The organism is Streptomyces macrosporus (assembly GCF_039533145.1).
GTDB classification, from domain to species: Bacteria; Actinomycetota; Actinomycetes; order Streptomycetales; family Streptomycetaceae; genus Streptomyces; species Streptomyces macrosporus.
Map to the genome: position 1 here is coordinate 51,060 of NZ_BAAASZ010000027.1, position 22,994 is coordinate 74,053.

A 22,994-nucleotide genomic window follows, 5' to 3' on the forward strand; every position below is an offset into this window, starting at 1 on the left:
CGATGAAGATCAAGAAGGGCGACCTGGTCCAGGTCATCACCGGCAAGGACAAGGGCAAGCAGGGCAAGGTCATCGCGGCCTTCCCCCGCGAGGACCGTGTCCTGGTCGAGGGTGTGAACCGGGTCAAGAAGCACACCAAGGCCGGACAGACCGCCAGGGGTTCGAAGACCGGCGGCATCGTGACGACCGAGGCCCCGATTCACGTGAGCAACGTGATGCTCGTCGTGGAGAAGGACGGGAAGAAGGTCGTCACCCGCGTCGGTTACCGCTTCGACGATGAGGGCAACAAGATCCGCGTTGCCAAGCGGACCGGTGAGGACATCTGATGACTACCGCGACGAACGTGCAGCCGCGTCTGAAGACGCGCTACCGCGAGGAGATCGCGGGCAAGCTGCGTGAAGAGTTCAAGTACCAGAACGTCATGCAGGTGCCCGGCCTCACCAAGATCGTGGTCAACATGGGCGTGGGCGAGGCCGCTCGCGACTCCAAGCTGATCGAGGGCGCCGTCCGCGACCTCGCCACGATCACCGGCCAGAAGCCGGCCGTGACCAAGGCCCGGAAGTCCATCGCGCAGTTCAAGCTGCGCGAGGGCCAGCCGATCGGCGCCCACGTCACCCTGCGGGGCGACCGGATGTGGGAGTTCCTGGACCGCCTGCTGTCGCTGGCGCTGCCGCGTATCCGCGACTTCCGCGGACTGTCGCCGAAGCAGTTCGACGGCCGCGGCAACTACACCTTCGGTCTCACGGAGCAGGTCATGTTCCACGAGATCGACCAGGACAGGATCGACCGGGTCCGGGGCATGGACATCACCGTGGTCACCACGGCGAACACCGACGAGGAGGGCCGCGCCCTGCTGCGTCACCTCGGATTCCCGTTCAAGGAGGCATGAGCCGTGGCTAAGAAGGCTCTGATCGCCAAGGCGGCCCGCAAGCCGAAGTTCTCGGTGCGCGCCTACACGCGGTGCCAGCGCTGCGGCCGTCCCCACTCCGTCTACCGCAAGTTCGGCCTGTGCCGCGTGTGCCTTCGTGAGATGGCCCACCGCGGCGAGCTGCCGGGCGTCACCAAGAGCTCCTGGTGACCCGCCCGGCCCGACCGGAGCCCCACGGGGCACGGACGGGCCGGCGGGCCCGCCGGGGCCCTTAGGTAAACCGGGTCGGCGAGGGCCCGCTCCACACGCCGTGCAGGCGGTGGGACAGGCTCTCGCCGACCACGGCCGCCCGCGCGGGCGCCATGCCCGCTATCGAAAACGACTACGCCGTAGGTCCCCGCACCACCCGTCCGACCCCGTTCGGGCGGACGAGGAGCGGAGGAAACCCCGGCGAGAGAGGCCCAAGGCCATCACATGACCATGACCGATCCGATCGCAGACATGCTGACGCGTCTGCGAAACGCGAACTCGGCCTACCACGACACCGTCGTGATGCCGCACAGCAAGATCAAGGCGCACATCGCGGAGATCCTCCAGCAGGAGGGCTACATCACCGGCTGGAAGGTCGAGGACGCCCAGGTGGGCAAGAACCTCGTCCTGGAGCTGAAGTTCGGCCCGAACCGCGAGCGTTCGATCGCCGGTATCAAGCGCATCAGCAAGCCGGGTCTGCGGGTCTACGCAAAGTCCACCAACCTGCCGAAGGTGCTCGGCGGCCTGGGCGTGGCGATCATCTCCACCTCCCACGGTCTCCTCACCGACAAGCAGGCTCAGAAGAAGGGCGTGGGTGGGGAAGTCCTCGCCTACGTCTGGTAACGGAAGGGAACGGAGGTAAAGCTCATGTCGCGTATCGGCAAGCTCCCCATCCAGGTTCCCGCCGGTGTGGACGTCACCATCGATGGCCGTACGGTCGCCGTGAAGGGCCCCAAGGGAACCCTGACGCACACCGTCGCCGCGCCCATCGAGGTCGCCAAGGACGAGGACGGCACGATCCGTGTCACCCGTCCGAACGACGAGAACCGGAACAAGGCCCTCCACGGCCTGTCCCGCACGCTGGTGGCGAACATGATCACTGGCGTGACCCAGGGTTACAGCAAGCAGCTCGAGATCAGCGGTGTCGGTTACCGCGTCCAGGCCAAGGGCTCCAACCTGGAGTTCTCCCTGGGCTACAGCCACCCGATCCTCGTCGAGGCCCCCGAGGGCATCACCTTCAAGGTCGAGAGCCCCACCAAGTTCAGCGTCGAGGGCATCGACAAGCAGAAGGTCGGCGAGGTCGCCGCGCGGATCCGCAAGCTGCGCAAGCCCGACCCGTACAAGGCCAAGGGTGTCAAGTACGCGGGCGAGGTCATCCGCCGCAAGGTCGGAAAGGCGGGTAAGTAAGCCATGGCATACGGTGTGAAGGTCGCCAAGGGCAGCGCGCGCAAGGCCGCCGCCGTCAAGCGTCGCCACATCCGCGTCCGGAAGAAGGTGTCGGGCACCCCCGAGCGTCCCCGCCTGGTGGTGACGCGTTCGAACCGCCACATGGTGGCTCAGGTGATCGACGACATCGCGGGCCACACGCTCGCCTCGGCCTCGACGCTGGACAGCTCCATCCGCGGCACCGAGGGCGACAAGAGCGCCCTGGCCAAGAAGGTCGGCGCCCTGGTCGCCGAGCGGGCCAAGGCCGCGGGCATCGAGGCCGTCGTGTTCGACCGCGGCGGCAACAAGTACGCCGGGCGGATCGCCGCCCTGGCCGACGCCGCCCGAGAGGCCGGGCTCAAGTTCTGAGCCGGTCCCTACGCAAAGCGGACGCATAGAGAGAGGTAATTCCAATGGCTGGACCCCAGCGCCGCGGTGGCGGCGCCGGTGGCGGCGAGCGGCGGGACCGGCGGGACCGGCGGGACGGCGGCGCGGCCGCCGAGAAGACCGCGTACGTCGAGCGGGTCGTCGCGATCAACCGCGTCGCCAAGGTTGTGAAGGGTGGTCGTCGCTTCAGCTTCACCGCGCTGGTCGTGGTGGGCGACGGTGACGGCACCGTGGGTGTCGGATACGGCAAGGCCAAGGAGGTGCCGGCCGCCATCGCCAAGGGTGTGGAGGAGGCCAAGAAGCACTTCTTCAAGGTCCCCCGCATCCAGGGCACCATCCCCCACCCGATCCAGGGTGAGGAGGCCGCGGGTGTCGTGCTGCTCAAGCCGGCCTCGCCCGGTACCGGTGTGATCGCCGGTGGCCCGGTGCGTGCCGTGCTGGAGTGCGCGGGCATCCACGACGTGCTCAGCAAGTCGCTCGGTTCCTCCAACCCGATCAACATCGTGCACGCCACGGTGGCCGCTCTGCGGGGCCTGCAGCGCCCCGAGGAGATCGCCGCCCGCCGTGGTCTGCCGCTCGAGGACGTTGCGCCGGCCGCTCTGCTGCGGGCGCGGGCTGGGGTGAGTGCCTGATGGCTCGCCTGAAGGTCACCCAGGTCAAGTCCTACATCGGCAGCAAGCAGAACCACCGCGACACCCTGCGTTCCCTCGGCCTCAGGCGAGTGAACGACACGGTCGTCAAGGAGGACCGTCCCGAGATCCGCGGCATGGTGCACACCGTCCGCCACCTCGTGACGGTCGAGGAGGTCGACTGAGATGGCGGAGAACAACCCGCTGAAGCTCCACAACCTCCGGCCTGCCCCGGGCGCCAAGACCGCCAAGACCCGCGTCGGCCGCGGTGAGGCGTCCAAGGGCAAGACCGCCGGTCGTGGTACCAAGGGCACCAAGGCCCGCTACCAGGTTCCCGAGGCGTTCGAGGGTGGGCAGATGCCGCTGCACATGCGGCTGCCCAAGCTGAAGGGCTTCAAGAACCCGTTCCGCGTCGAGTACCAGGTCGTCAACCTCGACAAGCTGGCGGCCCTGTACCCCGAGGGCGGCGAGGTCACCGTTTCGGACCTGGTCGCCAAGGGCGCGGTGCGCAAGAACCAGCCCGTCAAGGTGCTGGGCAACGGCGACATCTCCGTGGCTCTGCAGGTGACCGTGGACAAGGTCTCCGGCTCCGCCAAGGAGAAGATCACCGCTGCCGGCGGCACGGTCAACGAGCTCGCCTGAGCCCGATGACGTGACCAACCGGGGGCGCCCAGGAACGGGCGTCCCCGGTTGGTCGTTCCAAGGGGGGCATGGTCGCCGGTAAGGTGGCGTCCACTGTTGACCTCCGCAGGATCACCCTGTGGAATCTGAACCGTTTTATTCGTTGATCCTCACGACCGTAACCTCTCGCGGATGACGCGGGGGGCGCAGGAGGCACCGTGCTCACCGCGTTCGCCCGGGCGTTCAAGACGCCCGACCTGCGCAAGAAGCTGCTGTTCACCCTTGGCATCATGGTGCTCTTCCGCCTCGGGGCGCATGTACCCGTCCCGGGTGTCAGCTTCGAGAACGTCAACCTGTGCGTGAAGGAGGCCGAGGCCGCCGGCGCCGGCGCCGGCCTCTTCGGCCTGGTCAACATGTTCAGCGGTGGAGCGCTGCTGCAGTTGACCATCTTCGCGCTCGGGATCATGCCCTACATCACGGCGAGCATCATCCTGCAGCTGCTGGTGGTGGTGATCCCGAGGCTGGAGGCCCTCAAGAAGGAGGGGCAGTCCGGCCAGGCGAAGATCACGCAGTACACCCGGTACCTGACGGTGGCGCTCGGTGTGCTCCAGGCCACCGGTCTGGTGGCGACGGCTCGCAGCGGCAGCCTCTTCGCGCAGTGCAGTGTCCGTGACGAGATCATCCCGGACGACTCGATCTTCACCACGATCACCATGGTGATCGTCATGACCGCCGGCACCACGCTGATCATGTGGCTGGGTGAGCTGATCACCGACCGCGGCATCGGCAACGGCATGTCGATCCTGATGTTCGTCTCGATCGCCGCCGGCTTCCCCGGCGCCCTGTGGGCCATCAAGCAGCAGGGCCACCTGGCGGACGGCTGGATCGAGTTCGGTGTGGTGATCGTCTGCGGTCTGGCGATGGTCGCGCTGGTGGTCTTCGTCGAGCAGGCGCAGCGTCGCATCCCGGTGCAGTACGCCAAGCGGATGATCGGGCGCCGCTCGTACGGCGGAACCTCCACCTACATCCCGCTCAAGGTGAACCAGGCGGGTGTGATTCCCGTCATCTTCGCGTCGTCGCTGCTCTACATCCCGGCGTTGATCGTCCAGTTCAGCGGGTCGCAGGCCGGCTGGGCCGACTGGATCAACCAGCACTTCGTGCGGGGTGACCACCCCTACTACATCATCACGTACTTCGTGCTGATCGTGTTCTTCGCCTTCTTCTACGTCGCCATCTCCTTCAACCCCGAAGAAGTTGCCGACAACATGAAGAAGTATGGTGGTTTCATCCCGGGTATCCGGGCAGGCCGCCCCACGGCGGAGTACCTGAGCTACGTGCTGAACCGCATCACGTGGCCCGGCTCGCTCTACCTGGGTCTGATCGCTCTGGTGCCCACCGTCGCGCTGGTGTTGTTCAACGCGAATCAGAACTTCCCGTTCGGCGGAACCAGCATCCTGATCATCGTGGGTGTGGGTCTGGAGACCGTGAAGCAGATCGAGAGCCAGCTTCAGCAGCGCCATTACGAAGGGTTCCTACGCTGATGCGAATCGTCCTCGTCGGACCGCCTGGCGCGGGCAAGGGCACGCAGGCCGCGTTCCTGGCCAAGAACCTGTCCATCCCGCACATCTCCACAGGCGACCTCTTCCGCGCCAACATCAGCCAGGGCACCCCGCTCGGGCAGAAGGCGCAGGAGTACATGCGAGCCGGGCAGCTCGTACCGGACGAGATCACCATCGGCATGGCCAAAGAGCGTATGCAGCAGCCGGACGCCCAGAGCGGCTTCCTGCTGGACGGTTTCCCGCGGAACCTGGTCCAGGCCGAGGCGCTGGACGGCATCCTGCACGAGACGGGGACGAAGCTGGACGCGGTGCTCGACCTGGAGGTTCCCGAGGACGAGGTCGTCCGGCGGATCGCCGGACGGCGGATGTGCCGCAACGACAGCAGCCACATCTTCCACGTGGAGTACAACCCGCCGAAGGCCGAGGGCGTCTGCGACGTCTGCGGCGGGGAGCTGTACCAGCGCGAGGACGACAAGGAGGAGACCGTCCGCAAGCGCCTGGAGGTCTACCACACCGAGACCGAGCCGATCATCGACTACTACAAGGCTCAGGAACTGGTGGTGACCATCTCGGCGCTCGGCAAGGTCCCCGAGGTGACCCAGCGCGCCATGGAGGCGCTCGGGCGCGCCGCCTAGTCGCGACGAGGACGACGGTCGGCCGCGGTGCCCCATTCGGGCGCCGCGGCCGTATCGTGTAGGGATGGGCCCGGCGCCGTCGCGCCGGGCGGACGTTGCAGGAACCGAAAGCTGGAAGGCGTCAGCCGCATGGTGGAGATCAAGACCCCCGAGCAGATCGCGAAGATGCGCGCGGCCGGGCTGGTCGTCGCCGCGATGCACGCGGCGTGCCGCGAGGCGGCTGTGCCGGGCGCGACGACCAAGGACCTCGACGAGGTCGCCGCCAAGGTGCTCGCCGACCACGGGGCCAAGCCGAACTTCCTCGGCTACGGCGGGTTCCCCGGCAACATCTGCACCTCCGTGAACGACGTCGTCGTCCACGGCATCCCGAACCGGGAGACGGTCCTGAAGTCGGGCGACATCATCTCCATCGACGCGGGCGCCATCGTCGACGGCTGGCACGGGGACGCGGCGATCACCGTCTTCGTCGGCGAGGGGCACGCCCCGGAGCTGCACGAGCTGAGCCGGGTCACCGAGGAGTCGATGTGGGCCGGCATCGCGGCCATGCGCAAGGGCAACCGGCTGGTGGACGTCTCCAAGGCGATCGAGGGCTACATCCGCCGCCAGCCCCGCCCGGCCTCCGGCCGCTACGGGATCATCGAGGACTACGGCGGGCACGGCATCGGCAGCCAGATGCACATGGACCCGCACCTGCTGAACTACGTGGACCGCCGGCGCGGTCGCGGCCCGCGCCTGGTGCCCGGGATGTGCCTGGCGATCGAGCCGATGGTCAGCCTGGGCACCGCGAAGACCCACGTGCTGGACGACGAGTGGACGGTCAAGACGGACGACGGCTCCTGGGCCTGCCACTGGGAGCACTCCGTCGCGCTGACCGAGCAGGGACCGCTGGTGCTGACCGCGCCGGACGGCGGGAAGGCGAAGCTGGCCGAGTACGGCGTCACGGCCGCCCCCGACCCCCTGGCCTGAGCCCGCACGCCCCTTCCGCGCCCCGGGGCCTCCCCGGGGCGCGTTCTCGGCGCGGTGCCGACACGTTCTCCCGGATCCGCATAAGGATCTCCCGGGATGGGCATACATCCCCGATTCGTCTTTCGTGGCGGCGTGCCGTAGACTGGTTCGTCGGTCCATGTGTGCCTGCGCGCACCCACGGGCTGATCCAGGTAGCCGATCCCGGAAGGTGAAGCGCTCTAGCATGGCCAAAAAACAAGGGGCCATCGAGATCGAGGGCACCGTCGTCGAGTCTCTCCCGAACGCGATGTTCAAGGTGGAGCTCCAGAACGGGCACCAGGTCCTCGCGCACATCAGCGGCAAGATGCGGATGCACTACATCCGTATCCTTCCCGACGACCGTGTCGTGGTGGAGTTGTCTCCCTACGACCTGACGCGTGGGCGGATCGTCTACCGCTACAAGTAGATCTTGCCTTCACCCCACTCCCCGTGGGGTGGTGGCCTGACCCGGAGAACCTCACATCCATGAAGGTCAAGCCGAGCGTCAAGAAGATCTGCGACAAGTGCAAGGTGATCCGCCGCCACGGCCGGGTCATGGTCATCTGCGAGAACCTGCGCCACAAGCAGCGCCAGGGCTGACGCACGACGACCTTCGCCTCGCACCTCGCGGTTCTTCGCGCGACGCAAGCGACAAGTAGATACGCAGTCACCCGACCCCCCGCCGTGACCCTTCACTGTCGGTGGGGACGACACCCCCGGACGGAGGCCGGGGACCCGGCTCGTACTCGCTACGGGAACGGTGCTGCGGAAGACCTCCGACAAGAAACCAGGAGCCACGTTCATGGCACGCCTCGAAGGCGTTGACCTCCCGCGCGACAAGCGGGTGGAGGTCGCCCTCACCTATGTCTTCGGCATCGGCCGCACGCTGTCCAAGCAGACGCTTGCGAACACCGGTGTGAACCCGGACACGCGCGTTCGTGATCTGACCGAGGACGAGCTGGTCCGGATCCGCGAGTACGTGGACGCCAACATCAAGACGGAGGGTGACCTCCGCCGTGAGATCCAGGCCGACATCCGCCGCAAGGTGGAGATTGGCAGCTACCAGGGTCTGCGTCACCGCCGCGGTCTGCCCGTCCGGGGCCAGCGCACCAGCACCAACGCCCGCACCCGCAAGGGTCCGCGTCGCGCGATCGCCGGTAAGAAGAAGCCGGGCAAGAAGTAGTCCGCACCGGACACCGAAGCAGTGGTCCGGACTGTAGGACCGACCACCTCCACGGGAGAGAGTTTCCATGCCTCCGAAGGGCCGTACGGCCGGCGCCAAGAAGGTGCGCCGCAAGGAGAAGAAGAACGTCGCCCACGGGCACGCTCACATCAAGAGCACGTTCAACAACACCATCGTTTCCATCACCGACCCCACCGGCAACGTGATTTCCTGGGCCTCGGCCGGTCACGTGGGCTTCAAGGGTTCGCGCAAGTCGACCCCGTTCGCCGCGCAGATGGCCGCCGAGTCGGCCGCCCGCCGCGCGCAGGAGCACGGGATGCGCAAGGTCGACGTGTTCGTCAAGGGTCCCGGCTCCGGCCGTGAGACCGCGATCCGCTCCCTCCAGGCCACCGGCCTCGAGGTCGGCTCGATCCAGGACGTCACCCCGACCCCGCACAACGGCTGCCGCCCGCCGAAGCGTCGCCGCGTCTGATCCAGGCTGAAGTAGGAGATACACGAACATGGCGCGTTACACCGGGGCCGACTGCAAGCGTTGCCGTCGGGAGAAGCAGAAGCTCTTCCTCAAGGGAGCCAAGTGCGAGAGCGCTAAGTGCCCGATCGAGATCCGTCCTTACCCCCCGGGTGAGCACGGGCGCGGGCGCACCAAGGACAGCGAGTACCTGCTGCAGAAGCGTGAGAAGCAGAAGGCCGCTCGCATCTACGGAGTCCTGGAGAAGCAGTTCCGCGGGTACTTCAACGAGGCGAACCGCAAGCAGGGCAAGACGGGTGAGAACCTGCTGCAGATCCTCGAGTCCCGTCTGGACAACGTGATCTACCGGGCCGGCTTCGCCAAGTCCCGCGACCACGCCCGTCAGCTCGTCCGTCACGGGCACATCATGGTGAACGGTCGCAAGACCGACATCCCGTCGTTCCGGGTCTCCCCGAACGACATCGTCGAGGTCCGTCCCTCCTCCCGTAACCTGACCCCCTTCCAGGTGGCTCAGGCGGAGGCCGGCGAGAAGACCGTGCCGGCGTGGCTGGAGGCCATCCCCTCCAAGCTGCGGATCCTCGTCCACTCGCTGCCCGAGCGCCAGGTGATCGACACCCAGGTGCAGGAGCAGCTCATCGTCGAGCTGTACTCGAAGTAACGGCTCGCGGTACGGGCGGTGCGGTACGTACGTGTCGCGCCGCCCGTACCCTTGCAGTAGATATCGGGCCTCCTGCCCGATGCTCGGCATCAAATAGCGGTTGCCGAAGACTGGAGGCACATCCCCATGCTGATCGCTCAGCGCCCCTCACTGACCGAAGAGGTCGTGGACGAATTCCGTTCCCGGTTCGTGATCGAACCGCTGGAGCCCGGCTTCGGCTACACCCTCGGCAACTCCCTGCGTCGTACGCTCCTCTCCTCGATCCCCGGTGCTGCCGTGACCAGCATCCGGATCGACGGCGTCCTGCACGAGTTCACCACCGTGCCGGGCGTCAAGGAGGACGTCACCGACCTGATCCTCAACATCAAGAGCCTCGTCGTCTCCTCCGAGCACGACGAGCCGGTCGTGATGTACCTGCGCAAGCAGGGCCCGGGTCTGGTCACCGCCGCCGACATCGCCCCGCCGGCCGGTGTCGAGGTCCACAACCCCGATCTGGTTCTCGCCACGCTGAACAGCAAGGGGAAGCTGGAGATGGAGCTGACCGTCGAGCGCGGTCGCGGCTACGTCTCCGCCGCGCAGAACAAGCAGGCCGGCCAGGAGATCGGCCGCATCCCGGTCGACTCCATCTACTCGCCGGTGCTCAAGGTCACCTACAAGGTCGAGGCGACCCGTGTCGAGCAGCGCACCGACTTCGACAAGCTGATCGTCGACGTCGAGACCAAGGAGGCCATGCGTCCCCGTGACGCCATGGCGTCCGCCGGCAAGACCCTGGTCGAGCTGTTCGGCCTGGCCCGCGAGCTGAACGTCGACGCCGAGGGCATCGACATGGGTCCGTCTCCGACGGACGCCGCGCTCGCCGCCGACCTGGCCCTGCCGATCGAGGAGCTGGAGCTGACCGTCCGCTCCTACAACTGCCTCAAGCGCGAGGGCATCCACTCCGTGGGCGAGCTGGTCGCCCGCTCCGAGGCGGACCTGCTCGACATCCGCAACTTCGGCGCGAAGTCGATCGACGAGGTCAAGGCGAAGCTGGCCGGCATGGGCCTGACCCTCAAGGACAGCCCGCCCGGATTCGACCCGACCGCCGCCGCGGACGCCTTCGGCGCCGACGACGACGCGGACTCCGGTTTCGTCGAGACCGAGCAGTACTGACCGGCGTCGGACGGTACCGACGCCGGTTCACACCGGCACCCCGACCGGGCGCGGCACCAGCCGTGCCCGGTCGGCCCACGCATCCGGGGCCGCGCCGCGCGCTCCGGAATCCCGCGGGCACAAGCCCGTGCGGACACTGACACCGGTACCTGATACGGCCGGTGCAGGAGAGAGGACAACGGATCATGCCCAAGCCCACCAAGGGTGCCCGCCTCGGCGGCGGCCCCGCGCACGAGAAGGCCATGCTGGCGAACCTCGCCACCAGCCTCTTCGAGCACGGCCGCATCACCACCACCGAGGCCAAGGCCCGCAGGCTGCGCCCGGTGGCGGAGCGTCTGATCACCAAGGCGAAGAAGGGCGACCTTCACAACCGCCGTCAGGTGATGCGGACGATCCTCGACAAGAGCGTCGTGCACACGCTCTTCACCGAGATCGCCCCCCGCTACGAGAACCGTCCGGGTGGCTACACCCGGATCACCAAGATCGGTAACCGCCGTGGCGACAACGCTCCCATGGCCGTCATCGAGCTGGTGGAGGCCCTGACCGTGCAGCAGGAGGCCGTCGGCGAGGCCGAGGCCGCCACGAAGCGCTCGGTCAAGGAGCAGGAGCAGGCCAAGGACGCCGCGGGCGACGAGGCCCTGAAGAGCCTCGAGAAGGACGAGGCCGCCGAGGCCCCGGCCGAGGAGAAGACCGAGACCGAGGCTCCGGCCGAGGAGAAGGCCGAGGCCGAGGCTCCGGCCGAGGAGAAGAAGGACGCCTGAGGCGCCCCTCGACCCTCGTGACGAGCTGAACACGGCGGACCCGCCTCCCGACCGGGAGCGGGTCCGCCGCCGTTTGAGAGGATCACCCGCGTGAGCGACGAAGTGGAGCCCGGACGCGTACGGGTCCGGTTGGACCTGTCGTACGACGGCAGGGACTTCTCGGGCTGGGCCCGGCAGCACGGGCGGCGCACCGTGCAGGGCGAGCTGGAGGACGCGCTGCGGACCGTGACCCGCTCGGAGGAGACCTTCGAGCTGACGGTGGCCGGCCGCACCGACGCGGGCGTGCACGCCCGCGGCCAGGTGGCGCACGTCGACCTGCCCGAGGACGTGTGGGAGGCGCACCGGGAGAAGCTGCTGCGCCGGCTGGCCGGACGGCTGCCGCACGACGTGCGGGTCCACCGGATCGCCCAGGCACCGCCCCACTTCAACGCGCGGTTCTCGGCCGTCTGGCGCCGCTACGCCTACCGGGTCTGCGACCACCCGGGCGGGGTGGACCCCCTCCAGCGGGGCCACGTGCTCTGGCACGACTGGCCGCTGGACGTGGACGCCATGAACGCCGCGGCGAAGGGCCTGCTGGGCGAGCACGACTTCGCGGCCTACTGCAAGCGGCGCGAGGGCGCGACGACCATACGCACGCTCAAGGAGCTGAGCTGGGAGCGGCGGCCGGACGGGATCGTGGAGGCGAGAGTCGTCGCCGACGCCTTCTGCCACAACATGGTCCGCTCGCTGGTCGGCGCGCTGCTCTTCGTCGGCGACGGCCACCGGCCGCCGTCGTGGCCCGCCGAGGTGCTGGCCGCGGGCGTGCGGGACTCGGCCGTCCACGTGGTGCGACCGCACGGGCTCACCCTGGAGGAGGTCGGCTACCCGGCCGACGAGCTGCTGGCCGCGCGCAACGCCGAGGCGCGCAATCGGCGCACGCTCCCGAGCGCGACGGCCGGCTGCTGCTGAGGGATTGGCGCGATCCGACGGCAACCCTTGCGCCCCTCCGTCGGTCAGATGGTCAGGGCCCGTGGCACGCGGGCCCACGACCATGACGACGGAGCGTCCATTGAGATCTCTAACGAGGGGGACCCGCCGGGCGGGCGCGGTGGCGGTGACGGCGGGAGCCGTCCTGATCGCGGGGCCGCTGGTGGCACCGGCGCAGGCGGCCGGAGGACCGTCCGGCATCAAGGCCAAGGGCGCCTTCCTCCTGGACAGCGGCCCCAACAAGACCCTGTGGAGCAAGGCCGCGGACACCAAGCGCGAGATGGCCAGCACCACCAAGATCATGACGGCTGCGGTCGTCGTCACCACCAAGGGTGTCGACCTCGACCGCAAGGTCACGGTCAAGAAGGCGTACCGCGACTACGTCGCCCAGTACGGAGCCAGCACCGCCGACCTGAAGACGGGCGACAAGCTCACCGTGCGGCAACTGCTGTACGGGCTGATGCTGCCCTCCGGCTGTGACGCGGCGTACGCGCTGGCGGACACCTTCGGCAGCGGCAGCACCACGGCGGCCCGCACCAAGTCGTTCATCTCCAAGATGAACAAGAAGGCCGCCGACCTGGGGATGAAGAACACGAAGTTCGACTCCTTCGACGGCATATCCAAGACGGGCAACAACTACTCGACCCCGCGCGACCTGGCCAAACTGGCGCGGCACGCGCTGGGGAACGCCACCTTCAAGACGGTGGTCAAGTCGACCAAGACCGTCCAGAAGGCGACCAACGGCCGCACGTACACCTGGTACAACACCAACAAGCTGCTCGGTTCGTACAAGGGCGTGATCGGCATCAAGACGGGCACGGGCACCAAGGCCGGTCCCTGCCTGGTGTTCGCGGCGACGCGCGACAAGCGCACGGTCGTCGGTGCCATCCTCAACAGCTCCGACCGCTACGCGGACGCGACGAAGATGCTCGACTGGGCCTTCAAGCAGAAGACCGCCACCAAGGTGACCCTGCGTCAACTTCCGCCGGGCGCCCAGCAGGACTGACGTCCCGCCGCCGCCCCGGGCCCGGCCCGGGGCGGCGGTGCCGGTACGGGGGCCGATGCGGGATCGTCACCGAAAACGGCCGGCCGGGACCGCGCCCGTGGGGTCGTGTGTCCTTCCTGCCGTCCTTCCCCCGCCTCCTGCGTCACCTCCCCCACGTGGGGGCCGACCCGCCGCCCGACGAGGCCCGTGGTCCTGGACGCCCCCGACGCGCCGGCGCGCGCGGCGCCGCTCCTGCCCCACCGGGAACAGGGGGACGCCGAGCTCGGACGGCGGCCGGGACGGCGGGAACCCCACGCTCTCCCGGCGACCCTCCCCGCGGCTCTCGACGACGGTTCCCGACGGTCGTTCCGCCGTCAGCCCCGCGCGTCCTCCGCGACGGATGCCTCCGCCTGTTCCCGGCCGCGGTCGAGGATGCGGGCGAAGGCGAAGTCCGCGGCGTCGCGACCGGCCCGGGGGGCGACGGTGTCGGAGGTGGTGACGTTCCTGCCGTCGGTGTAGCCGGCGATGGTGAAGTACGCGTAGCGGCCCAGCGCGTTGGCCGAGGTGTGGCAGGTCACGCCCCGGCAGAAGGTGGGGACGCCCGCGCCCGGCAGGGAGGCGACGTTGGGACGGGCCTGCTCCTTGGCCTTCGCCGCGGCCTCGTCGCTGTCGAAGACGGCGACGCCGACGGTGACCGCGATGCCGTCGCGCCGGTACGTCACGCGGATCAGCTCGCGGCAGCCGTTCCTGGTCAGCACCGGCCCGAGGGCGCCCTGGGTGCCGGAGGCGCAGCTTTTCGTGGAGGCGGTGGCGCCCTTGGCGTACTTCCGGCCGTTGGCCGTCATCGAGGCGCCGGGGAAGAGGGTGTCGGCGGTGAGCGGGGCGGTGTCCTTCTCGGGGTCGGAGAGGAAGTCGCGCGGGTCCGGCGGGGGAGGGGGCGGGGGCTCGGAGGAGAAGGTCGGCTCCGGCTGCTCCGGATCGGCCGGCAGGGTCTCGGACGGCGGGAGCGTCGCGGAGGGACCGTCGGACGCCCGGGCGCCGGACCCGTCCTCGCTGACCACGGCGGTCGCCACGATCGCGGCCACGACCGCCGTGGCCACCGCGCCGCCGCCGATCATCAGCAGGCGGCGACGCCGGGCGCGGGCGCGCTCGGTCTCCTCGGCGAGTGCGGCCCAGTCCGGTGTGGACGGTGTGGACGGTCCTCCCGGGCCCCAGCCCGGCCCCCCCTGCCCAAAGCTCATGGGCGCATCTTATTCGCTTGCCGTGGCATCCGACCCCCGGCCAGAGTCGTGGGCATGGGACACGTGGAGGCGGCACACCTGGAGTACCACCTGCCCGACGGGAGGGTGCTGCTGAACGATGTCTCGTTCCGGGTGGGCGAGGGCGCCTCGGTGGCCCTGGTGGGCGCCAACGGCGCGGGGAAGACCACGCTGCTGAGGCTGATCGCGGGCGAGCTGGAGCCGCACGGCGGCACGGTGACGGCCAGTGGCGGGCTCGGGGTGATGCCGCAGTTCGTGGGGTCGGTGCGGGACGAGCGGACGGTCCGCGACCTGCTGGTCTCGGTGGCCCGGCCGCGCGTCCGGCAGGCGGCGGAGGCCGTCGACGCCGCCGAACTGGCGATCATGGAGGTCGACGACGAGGCCGCGCAGATGGCGTACGCGCAGGCCCTCGCCGACTGGGCCGAGGCCGGCGGCTACGAGGCCGAGACCGTCTGGGACATGTGCACCACGGCCGCGCTGGGCGTGCCGTACGACAAGGCGCAGTGGCGCAAGGTGCGCACCCTGTCCGGCGGCGAGCAGAAGCGGCTGGTCCTGGAGGCGCTGCTGCGCGGCCCGGACGAGGTGCTGCTGCTGGACGAGCCGGACAACTACCTCGACGTCCCCGGCAAGCGGTGGCTGGAGGAGCGGCTGAACGAGACCCGCAAGACGGTCCTGTTCGTCTCCCACGACCGGGAGCTGCTGGCGCGGGCGGCGCAGAAGATCGTCAGCGTGGAGCCGGGGCCTTCGGGATCGGACGTGTGGGTGCACGGCGGCGGCTTCGCCACATACCACCGGGCCCGGAAGGAACGCTTCGAGCGCTTCGAGGAGCTGCGGCGCCGCTGGGACGAGCAGCACGCCCGGCTCAAACAGTTGGTGAACACCCTCAAGCAGAAGGCCGCCTACAACGACGGGCTCGCCTCCCGCTACCAGGCGGCGCGCACCCGGCTGCGGAAGTTCGAGGAGGCGGGCCCGCCGCAGGAGCCCCCGCGCGAGCAGGACATCCGGATGCGACTGCGCGGCGGACGCACCGGGGTGCGGGCGATCACGTGCTCCGGACTGGAGCCGACCGGGCTGATGAAGCCGTTCGACCTGGAGGTCTTCCACGGGGAGCGGGTCGCCGTCCTCGGTTCGAACGGCTCGGGCAAGTCGCACTTCCTGCGGTTGCTGGCCGGCGGCGACGTGGCCCACACGGGGGAGTGGAAGCTGGGCGCTCGGGTCGTACCGGGGCACTTCGCCCAGACGCACGCGCATCCCGAGCTGGAGGGTCGCACCCTGCTCGACATCCTGTGGACCGAACACGCCAGGGACCGGGGCGCGGCGATGTCCGCGCTGCGCCGCTACGAGCTGGACCGACAGGCCGAACAGCCCTTCGAGAAGCTCTCCGGCGGCCAGCAGGCCCGCTTCCAGATCCTCCTGCTGGAGCTGGCCGGCTCCACGGCGCTGCTCCTGGACGAGCCGACCGACAACCTGGACCTGGAGAGCGCCGAGGCGCTCCAGCAGGGGCTGGAGGCGTACGAGGGGACGGTGCTGGCGGTGACGCACGACCGCTGGTTCGCCCGGTCCTTCGACCGCTTCCTGGTCTTCGGTGCGGACGGGCGGGTGCGGGAGGTCCCGGAACCCGTCTGGGACGAGGGGCGGGTGGCGCGGGCGCGCTGACGCGGACGGCGCCCGACCCGCTCACCGAGCGTGAGCGGGCCGGGATCGCACGCGTCCGATGGAGGGGCGTTTTGACCCGTGCGGAGGAGGGCCGGTATCCTGCTGGTTCGTTGTGCGTATTGGCTTGCTCGTTCTCACGTGAGAGGCCGTTACGCCTGGTCCACCAGGACGATGACCAGCGACCCGCTTCGGCTTGCGTCACCGACGCGTGGTCAAGGCTGTCGTGATCTCCGGTGACCTTGTCAGGAAACACTCACTGAAGAAGCGAAGGCTACGACCGTGCGTACGTACAGCCCCAAGCCCGGCGACATCCAGCGCCAGTGGCACGTCATCGACGCCACCGATGTCGTCCTGGGCCGCCTGGCCTCCCAGGCCGCCACCCTTCTGAGGGGCAAGCACAAGCCGGTGTACGCGCCGCACGTTGACGCTGGTGACTTCGTCATCATCATCAACGCCGACAAGGTGCACCTCTCCGGCAACAAGCGGACTCAGAAGCTGGCCTACCGCCACTCGGGCTACCCGGGTGGTCTGCGGTCCGTCCGCTACGACGACCTCCTGCGGAAGAACCCCGAGAAGGCCGTGGAGAAGGCCGTCCGCGGCATGCTCCCGAAGAACTCCCTGGGCCGCCAGATGCTCTCGAAGCTGAAGGTCTACGCGGGCGAGAACCACCCGCACGCTGCCCAGCAGCCGGTCCCGTTCGAGATCACCCAGGTCGCGCAGTAGTCCGGCCACCCAAGACGAAGAGAAGCTGAGGAGAACCGTGGCCGAGACCACCCCCGAGACCCCGATCGAAGAGGTCGAGGACATCGAGTCCTACACCACCGAGACGCCCGAGAGCGTCGAGGAGTACACCACCGAGTCGCTGGCGTCCCGCTTCGGCGAGCCGCAGCCGGCCGCCGGTACCGGTCGCCGCAAGAACGCGGTCGCCCGTGTCCGCATCGTGCCGGGCACCGGCCAGTGGAAGATCAACGGTCGCACCCTGGAGTCCTACTTCCCGAACAAGGTGCACCAGCAGGAAGTCAACGAGCCCTTCAAGGTCCTCGAGCTGGAGAACCGCTACGACGTCATCGCCCGCATCAACGGCGGCGGCGTCTCCGGCCAGGCCGGTGCGCTGCGTCTGGGCGTGGCCCGTGCGCTGAACGAGGCGGACGTGGACAACAACCGCGGCCCGCTGAAGAAGGCCGGCTTCCTGACCCGCGACGCCCGCGCCGTCGAGCGCAAGAAGGCCGGTCTGAAGAAGGCCCGCAAGGGCACCCAGTACAGCAAGCGCTGATCCGCGCCGAGCCGGCTGGAATCCCTGGCATCCGCTGATGAGCGCCCCGACAGCACCCTCACGGTGCGTCGGGGCGTTCGTCTTCGCAAACGCCCGCCCCCCGGCCGAGGCACGCCCCCCTGCGCCCGGTGGGGTGGCCGGGGGCGTCCCGGGCGTGCGGTCGTGCCGCATCCGCGGTCGAGGGGCGTATATCTGGATGAGCCGGGCCTGCCACAGGCCCGACCTCGGCTTGAACTCGGAGGAACCACGGTGGGACGACTCTTCGGTACGGACGGTGTGCGCGGTGTCGCCAACGCCGACCTGACCGCCGAAATGGCGCTCGGTCTGTCGGTCGCGGCGGCGCACGTGCTCGCCGAGGCGGGTACGTTCGCGGGCCACCGCCCGGTGGCGGTGGTCGGACGTGATCCGCGCGCGTCCGGGGAGTTCCTGGAGGCCGCCGTGGTGGCCGGACTGGCCAGCGCGGGCGTGGACGTGCTGCGGGTGGGCGTGCTGCCGACCCCGGCCGTGGCGTACCTGACCGGCGCGCTCGGCGCCGACCTGGGCGTGATGCTCTCCGCCAGCCACAACCCCATGCCCGACAACGGCATCAAGTTCTTCGCCCGCGGCGGCCACAAGCTCGCCGACGAGCTGGAGGACCGCATCGAGCAGGTCTACCGCGAGCACGTCTCCGGCGAGCCCTGGGACCGGCCGACGGGCGCCGGCGTGGGCCGCGTCAGGGAGTACGACGAGGGCTTCGACAAGTACGTCGCGCACCTGGTCGGCGTCCTGCCCAACCGGCTCGACGGACTCAAGGTCGTCATCGACGGCGCGCACGGCGCGGCGGCCCGGGTCTCCCCGGAGGCGTTCGCGCGGGCGGGCGCCGAGGTGGTCACCATCGCCACCGAGCCCGACGGGCTCAACATCAACGACGGCTGCGGCTCCACGCACCTGGACGGACTGCGCGCGGCCGTGGTCGAGCACGGCGCCGACCTGGGCGTGGCGCACGACGGCGACGCCGACCGCTGCCTGGCCGTGGACGCGAACGGCGACGAGGTCGACGGCGACCAGATCCTCAGCGTCCTGGCCCTGGGGATGAAGGAGGCCGGGACGCTGCGGAAGAACACCGTGGTGGCCACGGTGATGTCCAACCTCGGCTTCAAGCTCGCCATGGAGCGCGAGGGCGTCGAACTGCTCCAGACGGCGGTCGGCGACCGCTACGTGCTGGAGGAGATGAAGCGCGGCGGCTACTCGCTGGGCGGCGAGCAGTCCGGGCACGTCATCGTCCTGGACCACGCCACCACCGGCGACGGCACCCTGACCGGTCTGCTGCTGGCCGCGCGCGTGGCCGCCACCGGCCGGCCCCTGGCGGAGCTGGCGGCCGTCATGGAGCGTCTGCCGCAGGTGCTGATCAACGTGCGGGACGTGGACAAGAGCCGGGTCGGCTCCTCGGCCCGGCTGGCCGCGGCCGTGACCGAGGCCGAACGGGAGCTGGGCGAGACCGGCCGGGTGCTGCTGCGCTCCTCCGGCACCGAGCCGCTGGTGCGGGTGATGGTCGAGGCCGCCGACCTGGAACAGGCCCGCACGGTGGCCGGTCGGCTGGCCGACGAGGTCAAGTCCGCCCTGGGCTGAGGCCGGCGCTCCGCGCCGCCGCGCGGGCGGGGTGCGGGTGGGGCGGCCGGTGGGTGTCGCCCCGCGTCCGCGTGTCCGGCGCCGAACCGGCCGGGACGCCGGCGCGTGCGTCCGCGTGCGCGCCGTCGGCGGACCGACCCCGCGCGGCGGCCGTCCCCGGCCCTCAGAGCTTCCGCAGCGACAGGCGCTGGACCTTGTGGTCCGGGCCCTTGCGCAGGACGAGACTGGCCCGGCCGCGGGTGGGGGCGATGTTCTGCTCCAGGTTCGGCCGGTTGATCGTCCGCCAGATGCCGCGCGCGTAGTCCAGCGCCTCCTCCTCCGACACCTGCGTGTACCGGCGGAAGTACGAGGACGGGTCCTGGAAGGCCGTCTCGCGCAGCTTGCGGAAGCGGCCCAGGTACCACCGTTCGATGTCCTCGGTGCGCGCGTCCACGTAGACGGAGAAGTCGAAGTAGTCGGCGACCGCGAGCCGGGTCCGGCCGTCCTTGCCGGGGAGGGCGGGCTGGAGGACGTTGAGGCCCTCCACGATCAGGATGTCGGGGCGGCGCACGGTCAGCGTCCGGTCGGGGACGATGTCGTAGATCAGGTGCGAGTAGACGGGGGCGGTGACCTCCTCCCGGCCCGCCTTGACGTCCGCGACGAAACGGGTGAGCGCGCGGCGGTCGTAGGACTCGGGGAACCCCTTCCGCGCCATCAGCCCGCGCCGCCGCAGCTCCGCGTTGGGGAACAGGAACCCGTCCGTGGTCACCAGCTCCACGCGCGGGTGCTCCGGCCAGCGGGCCAGCAGCGCCCGCAGCAGGCGCGCGACGGTGGACTTGCCCACCGCGACGCTGCCCGCGACCCCGATGACGAACGGCGTGCCGCTCTGGGCGCCGTGGCCGCCCGCGTCGCCGAGGAAGGTGTTGAGCGCGCCGCGCAGGCCGTGGGTGGCGCCCACGTACAGGTTGAGCAGCCGGGACAGCGGCAGGTAGACGTCCCGCACCTCGTCCAGGTCGATGACGTCGCCGAGCCCGCGCAGCTCCTCCACCTCCGCGGCGGTCAGCGGCAGGGGCGTCTTGTCGCGCAGCGCGCTCCACTCGGCGCGCGAGAGGTCGACGAACGGGCTCGCGTCGGAACGGCCGCGGCGCTGCGGCGCCGGAGCCGGCGAGGTCGGCGGAGCCGGCGGGGTGGCGAGGGTGGACACGGGCCCATTGTGGTGCGCGCACGGCCCGGCCCACCGGGCGAGGAGGTGTGATCAGTGGCACAGAAGACGGGGTCGCGGGGGTGTACGGAACGGTCCGACGCGGCTACGTTGACCGTAATCGCACGGTTGTTCCGTTGCGTCTCGGGTCGGAGGATCCCATGTCGCTGTCGTTCCCGCGTTTCCGTGCACCGCGTCACCGCCCCGCCGCCACCGTGCCCGCGGCCCGCGCCGCCCGCGCGTGGGAGGATTCCGTCGACGAGCTGCCCGACGAGGATCTGGGCGAAGACCTGCGGGACGCGCTGGAGTTGTACCGCCCCGGCAGCAAGCCGCGCTGCGAGGAGTCGGAGTACCTGGAGATCGTCGAGGACGCCGCGGACCGAATAGCGCGAGGGCGCTGACCACGATCGCACCCGCCGCCCCTTAGGCTGCCCACATGTGCGGAATCGTTGGTTATGTAGGAGGGCAGTCCGCCCTCGACGTCGTCATCGCGGGACTGAAGCGGTTGGAGTACCGCGGCTACGACTCGGCGGGTGTGGCCGTTCTGGCCGACGGGGGCCTGGCGGCTGCGAAGAAGGCCGGGAAGCTGGCCAACCTCGGCAAACTCCTGGACGAGCGCCCGCTGCCCGCCGGAACCACCGGCATCGGCCACACCCGGTGGGCCACCCACGGCGGGCCGACCGACGCCAACGCGCATCCGCACCTGGACAACTCCGGGCGGGTCGCGGTCGTCCACAACGGCATCATCGAGAACTTCGCCGCGCTCCGCGCGGAGCTGGCCGAACGCGGCCACCACCTGAACTCCGAGACCGACACCGAGGTCGTCGCCCACCTGCTCGCCGAGAACTTCTCCTCCTGCGGCGACCTCGCCGAGGCGATGCGGCAGGTGTGCCGCCGCCTGGAGGGCGCCTTCACCCTCGTCGCGGTGCACGCGGACGAGCCGGACACCGTCGTCGGCGCCCGGCGGAACTCCCCGCTGGTGGTGGGCGTCGGCGACGGCGAGAACTTCCTCGCCTCCGACGTCGCCGCGTTCATCGCCCACACCCGCGAGGCGATCGAGCTGGGCCAGGACCAGGTCGTGGAGCTCAAGCGCGACCAGGTGACGGTCACCGACTTCGACGGCGCCCCCGCCGACGTCCGCACCTACCACGTGGACTGGGACGCCTCGGCCGCCGAGAAGGGCGGCTACGACTACTTCATGCTCAAGGAGATCGCCGAGCAGCCCAAGGCGGTCGCCGACACCCTCCTGGGCCGCATCGACGAGTCCGGTCGGCTGACCCTGGACGAGGTCCACATCCCCGACCACGTGCTCCGCGAGGTCGACAAGGTCGTCATCGTGGCCTGCGGCACGGCCTTCCACGCCGGGATGATCGCCAAGTACGCCATCGAGCACTGGACGCGCATCCCCTGCGAGACCGAGTTGGCCAGCGAGTTCCGCTACCGCGACCCGATCCTGAACCCGCGCACGCTGGTCATCGCCATCAGCCAGTCCGGCGAGACCATGGACACCCTGATGGCGCTGCGCCACGCCCGCGAGCAGGGCGCCAAGGTGCTGGCCATCTGCAACACCAACGGATCGACGATCCCGCGCGAGTCCGACGCGGTGCTCTACACCCACGCCGGCCCCGAGGTCGCGGTCGCCTCCACCAAGGCGTTCCTGACCCAGCTCGTCGCCTGCTACCTGGTCGCCCTCTACCTGGGCCAGGTGCGCGGCACCCAGTGGGGCGACGAGATCCGGTCGGTGATCCGCGAGCTGTCCCGGATCTCCACCGAGGTCGAGAAGGTCCTCGGCACGATGGAGCCGGTGCGGGAGCTGGCCAGAAACCTGGCCGACAAGAACACCGTGCTCTTCCTCGGCCGCCACGTCGGCTACCCCGTGGCCCTGGAGGGCGCGCTCAAGCTCAAGGAACTGGCGTACATGCACGCCGAGGGCTTCGCCGCCGGAGAGCTCAAGCACGGTCCGATCGCCCTGATCGAGGAGGACCTGCCGGTGGTCGTGGTCGTGCCGTCGCCGCGCGGCCGGTCCGTCCTGCACGACAAGATCGTCTCCAACATCCAGGAGATCCGGGCCCGGGGCGCGCGGACCATCGTCATCGCCGAGGAGGGCGACGACACGGTCGTGCCGTACGCCGACCACCTGGTGCGCATCCCCGCCACGCCCACCCTGCTCCAGCCGCTGGTGGCCACCGTGCCGCTCCAGGTCTTCGCGTGCGAGCTGGCCACGGCCCGCGGCAACGAGGTGGACCAGCCGCGGAACCTGGCCAAGTCCGTGACGGTGGAGTGAGGACGGAGTGACACGGAACGGGGGACTCCGGTGATCGTCGGCGTGGGCATCGACGTGGCCGAGATCGACCGCTTCGCCGCCGCGCTGGAACGCACCCCCGCCCTGGCCGAGCGCCTGTTCGTCCCGGCGGAGCTGCTGCTGCCCGGCGGGGAACGGCGCGGGGTCGCCTCCCTGGCCGCGCGGTTCGCCGCCAAGGAGGCCCTCGCCAAGGCCCTGGGCGCACCCGGCGGGCTGCTGTGGAGGGACGCCGAGGTGGTGGCGGCCGACAACGGTCGGCCGTCACTGCGGGTGCGCGGCACAGTGGCGGCCCGCGCGGACGAACTGGGCGTACGGCACTGGCACGTGTCCCTCAGCCACGACGCCGGGGTGGCCTCCGCGGTGGTGATCGCGGAGGGGTGAGCCGGCGGGGAGCGGTCAGACTGTGG

Annotated in this window: 30 protein-coding genes; 28 read left to right on the forward strand and 2 right to left on the reverse strand. The window is 69.9% G+C overall.

Annotation, left to right across the window (positions count from 1 at the left end; genetic code table 11):
- Positions 1–2: 2 nt before the first annotated feature.
- The 21 genes from rplX to ABD335_RS19435 all read left to right on the forward strand — a co-directional run bounded on the left by rplX (position 3) and on the right by ABD335_RS19435 (position 13,330).
- A complete protein-coding gene (rplX, locus tag ABD335_RS19335; protein WP_344324887.1) occupies positions 3–326 on the forward strand; it encodes a 50S ribosomal protein L24 in 324 nt (107 codons plus the stop codon).
- A complete protein-coding gene (rplE, locus tag ABD335_RS19340) occupies positions 326–889 on the forward strand; it encodes a 50S ribosomal protein L5 (RefSeq protein WP_344324890.1) in 564 nt (187 codons plus the stop codon). The genes rplX and rplE overlap by 1 nt, the downstream gene beginning before the upstream one ends.
- A gap of 3 nt (positions 890–892) precedes the next feature.
- Complete coding sequence (locus ABD335_RS19345; RefSeq protein WP_014144326.1) at positions 893–1,078, forward strand: type Z 30S ribosomal protein S14; 186 nt, start codon at positions 893–895, stop codon at positions 1,076–1,078.
- A 264-nt stretch (positions 1,079–1,342) separates the two neighbouring features.
- A complete protein-coding gene (rpsH, locus tag ABD335_RS19350; RefSeq protein WP_324916486.1) occupies positions 1,343–1,741 on the forward strand; it encodes a 30S ribosomal protein S8 in 399 nt (132 codons plus the stop codon).
- Positions 1,742–1,765: 24 nt separating this feature from the next.
- Entirely contained in the window at positions 1,766–2,305 is a 540-nt protein-coding gene (rplF, locus tag ABD335_RS19355) for a 50S ribosomal protein L6 (protein ID WP_324916488.1), read from the forward strand.
- A 3-nt stretch (positions 2,306–2,308) separates the two neighbouring features.
- On the forward strand, positions 2,309–2,692 hold the full coding sequence (rplR, locus tag ABD335_RS19360; protein ID WP_324916492.1) for a 50S ribosomal protein L18: 384 nt from the start codon (positions 2,309–2,311) through the stop codon (positions 2,690–2,692).
- A gap of 44 nt (positions 2,693–2,736) precedes the next feature.
- On the forward strand, positions 2,737–3,342 hold the full coding sequence (rpsE, locus tag ABD335_RS19365; RefSeq protein WP_093660621.1) for a 30S ribosomal protein S5: 606 nt from the start codon (positions 2,737–2,739) through the stop codon (positions 3,340–3,342).
- Positions 3,342–3,524, forward strand: a complete 183-nt coding sequence (rpmD, locus tag ABD335_RS19370; RefSeq protein ID WP_344324903.1) for a 50S ribosomal protein L30 — start codon at positions 3,342–3,344, stop codon at positions 3,522–3,524. Before rpsE ends, rpmD begins: the two co-directional genes overlap by 1 nt.
- A gap of 1 nt (position 3,525) precedes the next feature.
- Positions 3,526–3,981 (forward strand): 50S ribosomal protein L15, encoded by a 456-nt coding sequence (rplO, locus tag ABD335_RS19375; protein WP_344324906.1) that lies wholly within the window; start codon positions 3,526–3,528, stop codon positions 3,979–3,981.
- Between the two features lie 197 nt (positions 3,982–4,178).
- Positions 4,179–5,501 carry a preprotein translocase subunit SecY gene (gene secY, locus ABD335_RS19380; protein ID WP_344324909.1) on the forward strand — a complete coding sequence of 441 codons (1,323 nt, stop codon included), beginning with the start codon at positions 4,179–4,181 and terminating at the stop codon, positions 5,499–5,501.
- On the forward strand, positions 5,501–6,154 hold the full coding sequence (locus tag ABD335_RS19385) for an adenylate kinase (protein WP_344324912.1): 654 nt from the start codon (positions 5,501–5,503) through the stop codon (positions 6,152–6,154). Before secY ends, ABD335_RS19385 begins: the two co-directional genes overlap by 1 nt.
- Before the next feature lie 129 nt (positions 6,155–6,283).
- Entirely contained in the window at positions 6,284–7,120 is an 837-nt protein-coding gene (gene map, locus ABD335_RS19390; protein ID WP_344324915.1) for a type I methionyl aminopeptidase, read from the forward strand.
- A gap of 223 nt (positions 7,121–7,343) precedes the next feature.
- Positions 7,344–7,565, forward strand: coding sequence for a translation initiation factor IF-1 (gene infA / locus ABD335_RS19395; protein ID WP_003948620.1), 222 nt, complete (start codon positions 7,344–7,346; stop codon positions 7,563–7,565).
- Positions 7,566–7,624: 59 nt separating this feature from the next.
- Positions 7,625–7,738: a 50S ribosomal protein L36 gene (gene rpmJ / locus ABD335_RS19400; protein ID WP_009740505.1), complete on the forward strand. Its 114-nt coding sequence runs from the start codon at positions 7,625–7,627 to the stop codon at positions 7,736–7,738.
- Positions 7,739–7,940: 202 nt separating this feature from the next.
- Positions 7,941–8,321 (forward strand): 30S ribosomal protein S13, encoded by a 381-nt coding sequence (gene rpsM, locus ABD335_RS19405; protein WP_344324918.1) that lies wholly within the window; start codon positions 7,941–7,943, stop codon positions 8,319–8,321.
- 67 nt (positions 8,322–8,388) lie between these two features.
- Positions 8,389–8,793, forward strand: coding sequence for a 30S ribosomal protein S11 (rpsK, locus tag ABD335_RS19410; RefSeq protein ID WP_004571845.1), 405 nt, complete (start codon positions 8,389–8,391; stop codon positions 8,791–8,793).
- 28 nt (positions 8,794–8,821) lie between these two features.
- On the forward strand, positions 8,822–9,448 hold the full coding sequence (gene rpsD / locus ABD335_RS19415; protein WP_324916516.1) for a 30S ribosomal protein S4: 627 nt from the start codon (positions 8,822–8,824) through the stop codon (positions 9,446–9,448).
- Between the two features lie 126 nt (positions 9,449–9,574).
- Positions 9,575–10,597 carry a DNA-directed RNA polymerase subunit alpha gene (locus ABD335_RS19420; protein ID WP_344324921.1) on the forward strand — a complete coding sequence of 341 codons (1,023 nt, stop codon included), beginning with the start codon at positions 9,575–9,577 and terminating at the stop codon, positions 10,595–10,597.
- A gap of 185 nt (positions 10,598–10,782) precedes the next feature.
- The gene (gene rplQ, locus ABD335_RS19425) at positions 10,783–11,358 is read left to right on the forward strand and encodes a 50S ribosomal protein L17 (protein WP_344324924.1); all 576 of its coding nucleotides are present in this window, start codon (positions 10,783–10,785) and stop codon (positions 11,356–11,358) included.
- Between the two features lie 90 nt (positions 11,359–11,448).
- Positions 11,449–12,306, forward strand: a complete 858-nt coding sequence (gene truA, locus ABD335_RS19430) for a tRNA pseudouridine(38-40) synthase TruA (RefSeq protein WP_344324927.1) — start codon at positions 11,449–11,451, stop codon at positions 12,304–12,306.
- An 82-nt stretch (positions 12,307–12,388) separates the two neighbouring features.
- Positions 12,389–13,330, forward strand: a complete 942-nt coding sequence (locus ABD335_RS19435; RefSeq protein ID WP_425583678.1) for a D-alanyl-D-alanine carboxypeptidase family protein — start codon at positions 12,389–12,391, stop codon at positions 13,328–13,330.
- A gap of 353 nt (positions 13,331–13,683) precedes the next feature.
- Here the strand turns inward: ABD335_RS19435 and ABD335_RS19440 are convergent, their stop codons facing one another.
- Positions 13,684–14,550, reverse strand: a complete 867-nt coding sequence (locus ABD335_RS19440; protein ID WP_344324933.1) for a hypothetical protein — start codon at positions 14,548–14,550, stop codon at positions 13,684–13,686.
- Between the two features lie 54 nt (positions 14,551–14,604).
- Here ABD335_RS19440 and ABD335_RS19445 point away from each other — a divergent pair, with 54 nt between their 5' ends.
- From ABD335_RS19445 to glmM, 4 genes are all read left to right on the forward strand, one after another.
- Positions 14,605–16,224, forward strand: coding sequence for an ABC-F family ATP-binding cassette domain-containing protein (locus tag ABD335_RS19445; protein WP_344324936.1), 1,620 nt, complete (start codon positions 14,605–14,607; stop codon positions 16,222–16,224).
- 279 nt (positions 16,225–16,503) lie between these two features.
- Positions 16,504–16,947, forward strand: coding sequence for a 50S ribosomal protein L13 (gene rplM, locus ABD335_RS19450; RefSeq protein WP_344324939.1), 444 nt, complete (start codon positions 16,504–16,506; stop codon positions 16,945–16,947).
- Positions 16,948–16,984: 37 nt separating this feature from the next.
- Positions 16,985–17,497 carry a 30S ribosomal protein S9 gene (rpsI, locus tag ABD335_RS19455; RefSeq protein WP_344324942.1) on the forward strand — a complete coding sequence of 171 codons (513 nt, stop codon included), beginning with the start codon at positions 16,985–16,987 and terminating at the stop codon, positions 17,495–17,497.
- A 249-nt stretch (positions 17,498–17,746) separates the two neighbouring features.
- A complete protein-coding gene (gene glmM / locus ABD335_RS19460; RefSeq protein WP_344324945.1) occupies positions 17,747–19,105 on the forward strand; it encodes a phosphoglucosamine mutase in 1,359 nt (452 codons plus the stop codon).
- 163 nt (positions 19,106–19,268) lie between these two features.
- Here the strand turns inward: glmM and coaA are convergent, their stop codons facing one another.
- A complete protein-coding gene (gene coaA / locus ABD335_RS19465) occupies positions 19,269–20,288 on the reverse strand; it encodes a type I pantothenate kinase (protein WP_344324948.1) in 1,020 nt (339 codons plus the stop codon).
- A gap of 158 nt (positions 20,289–20,446) precedes the next feature.
- Here coaA and ABD335_RS19470 point away from each other — a divergent pair, with 158 nt between their 5' ends.
- The 3 genes from ABD335_RS19470 to ABD335_RS19480 are packed head-to-tail and all read left to right on the forward strand — an operon-like array spanning position 20,447 to position 22,968.
- Complete coding sequence (locus ABD335_RS19470) at positions 20,447–20,686, forward strand: hypothetical protein (RefSeq protein ID WP_344324951.1); 240 nt, start codon at positions 20,447–20,449, stop codon at positions 20,684–20,686.
- Between the two features lie 35 nt (positions 20,687–20,721).
- Positions 20,722–22,569 (forward strand): glutamine--fructose-6-phosphate transaminase (isomerizing), encoded by a 1,848-nt coding sequence (glmS, locus tag ABD335_RS19475; RefSeq protein ID WP_344324953.1) that lies wholly within the window; start codon positions 20,722–20,724, stop codon positions 22,567–22,569.
- A gap of 30 nt (positions 22,570–22,599) precedes the next feature.
- On the forward strand, positions 22,600–22,968 hold the full coding sequence (locus tag ABD335_RS19480) for a holo-ACP synthase (protein WP_344324956.1): 369 nt from the start codon (positions 22,600–22,602) through the stop codon (positions 22,966–22,968).
- Positions 22,969–22,994 lie beyond the last annotated feature (26 nt).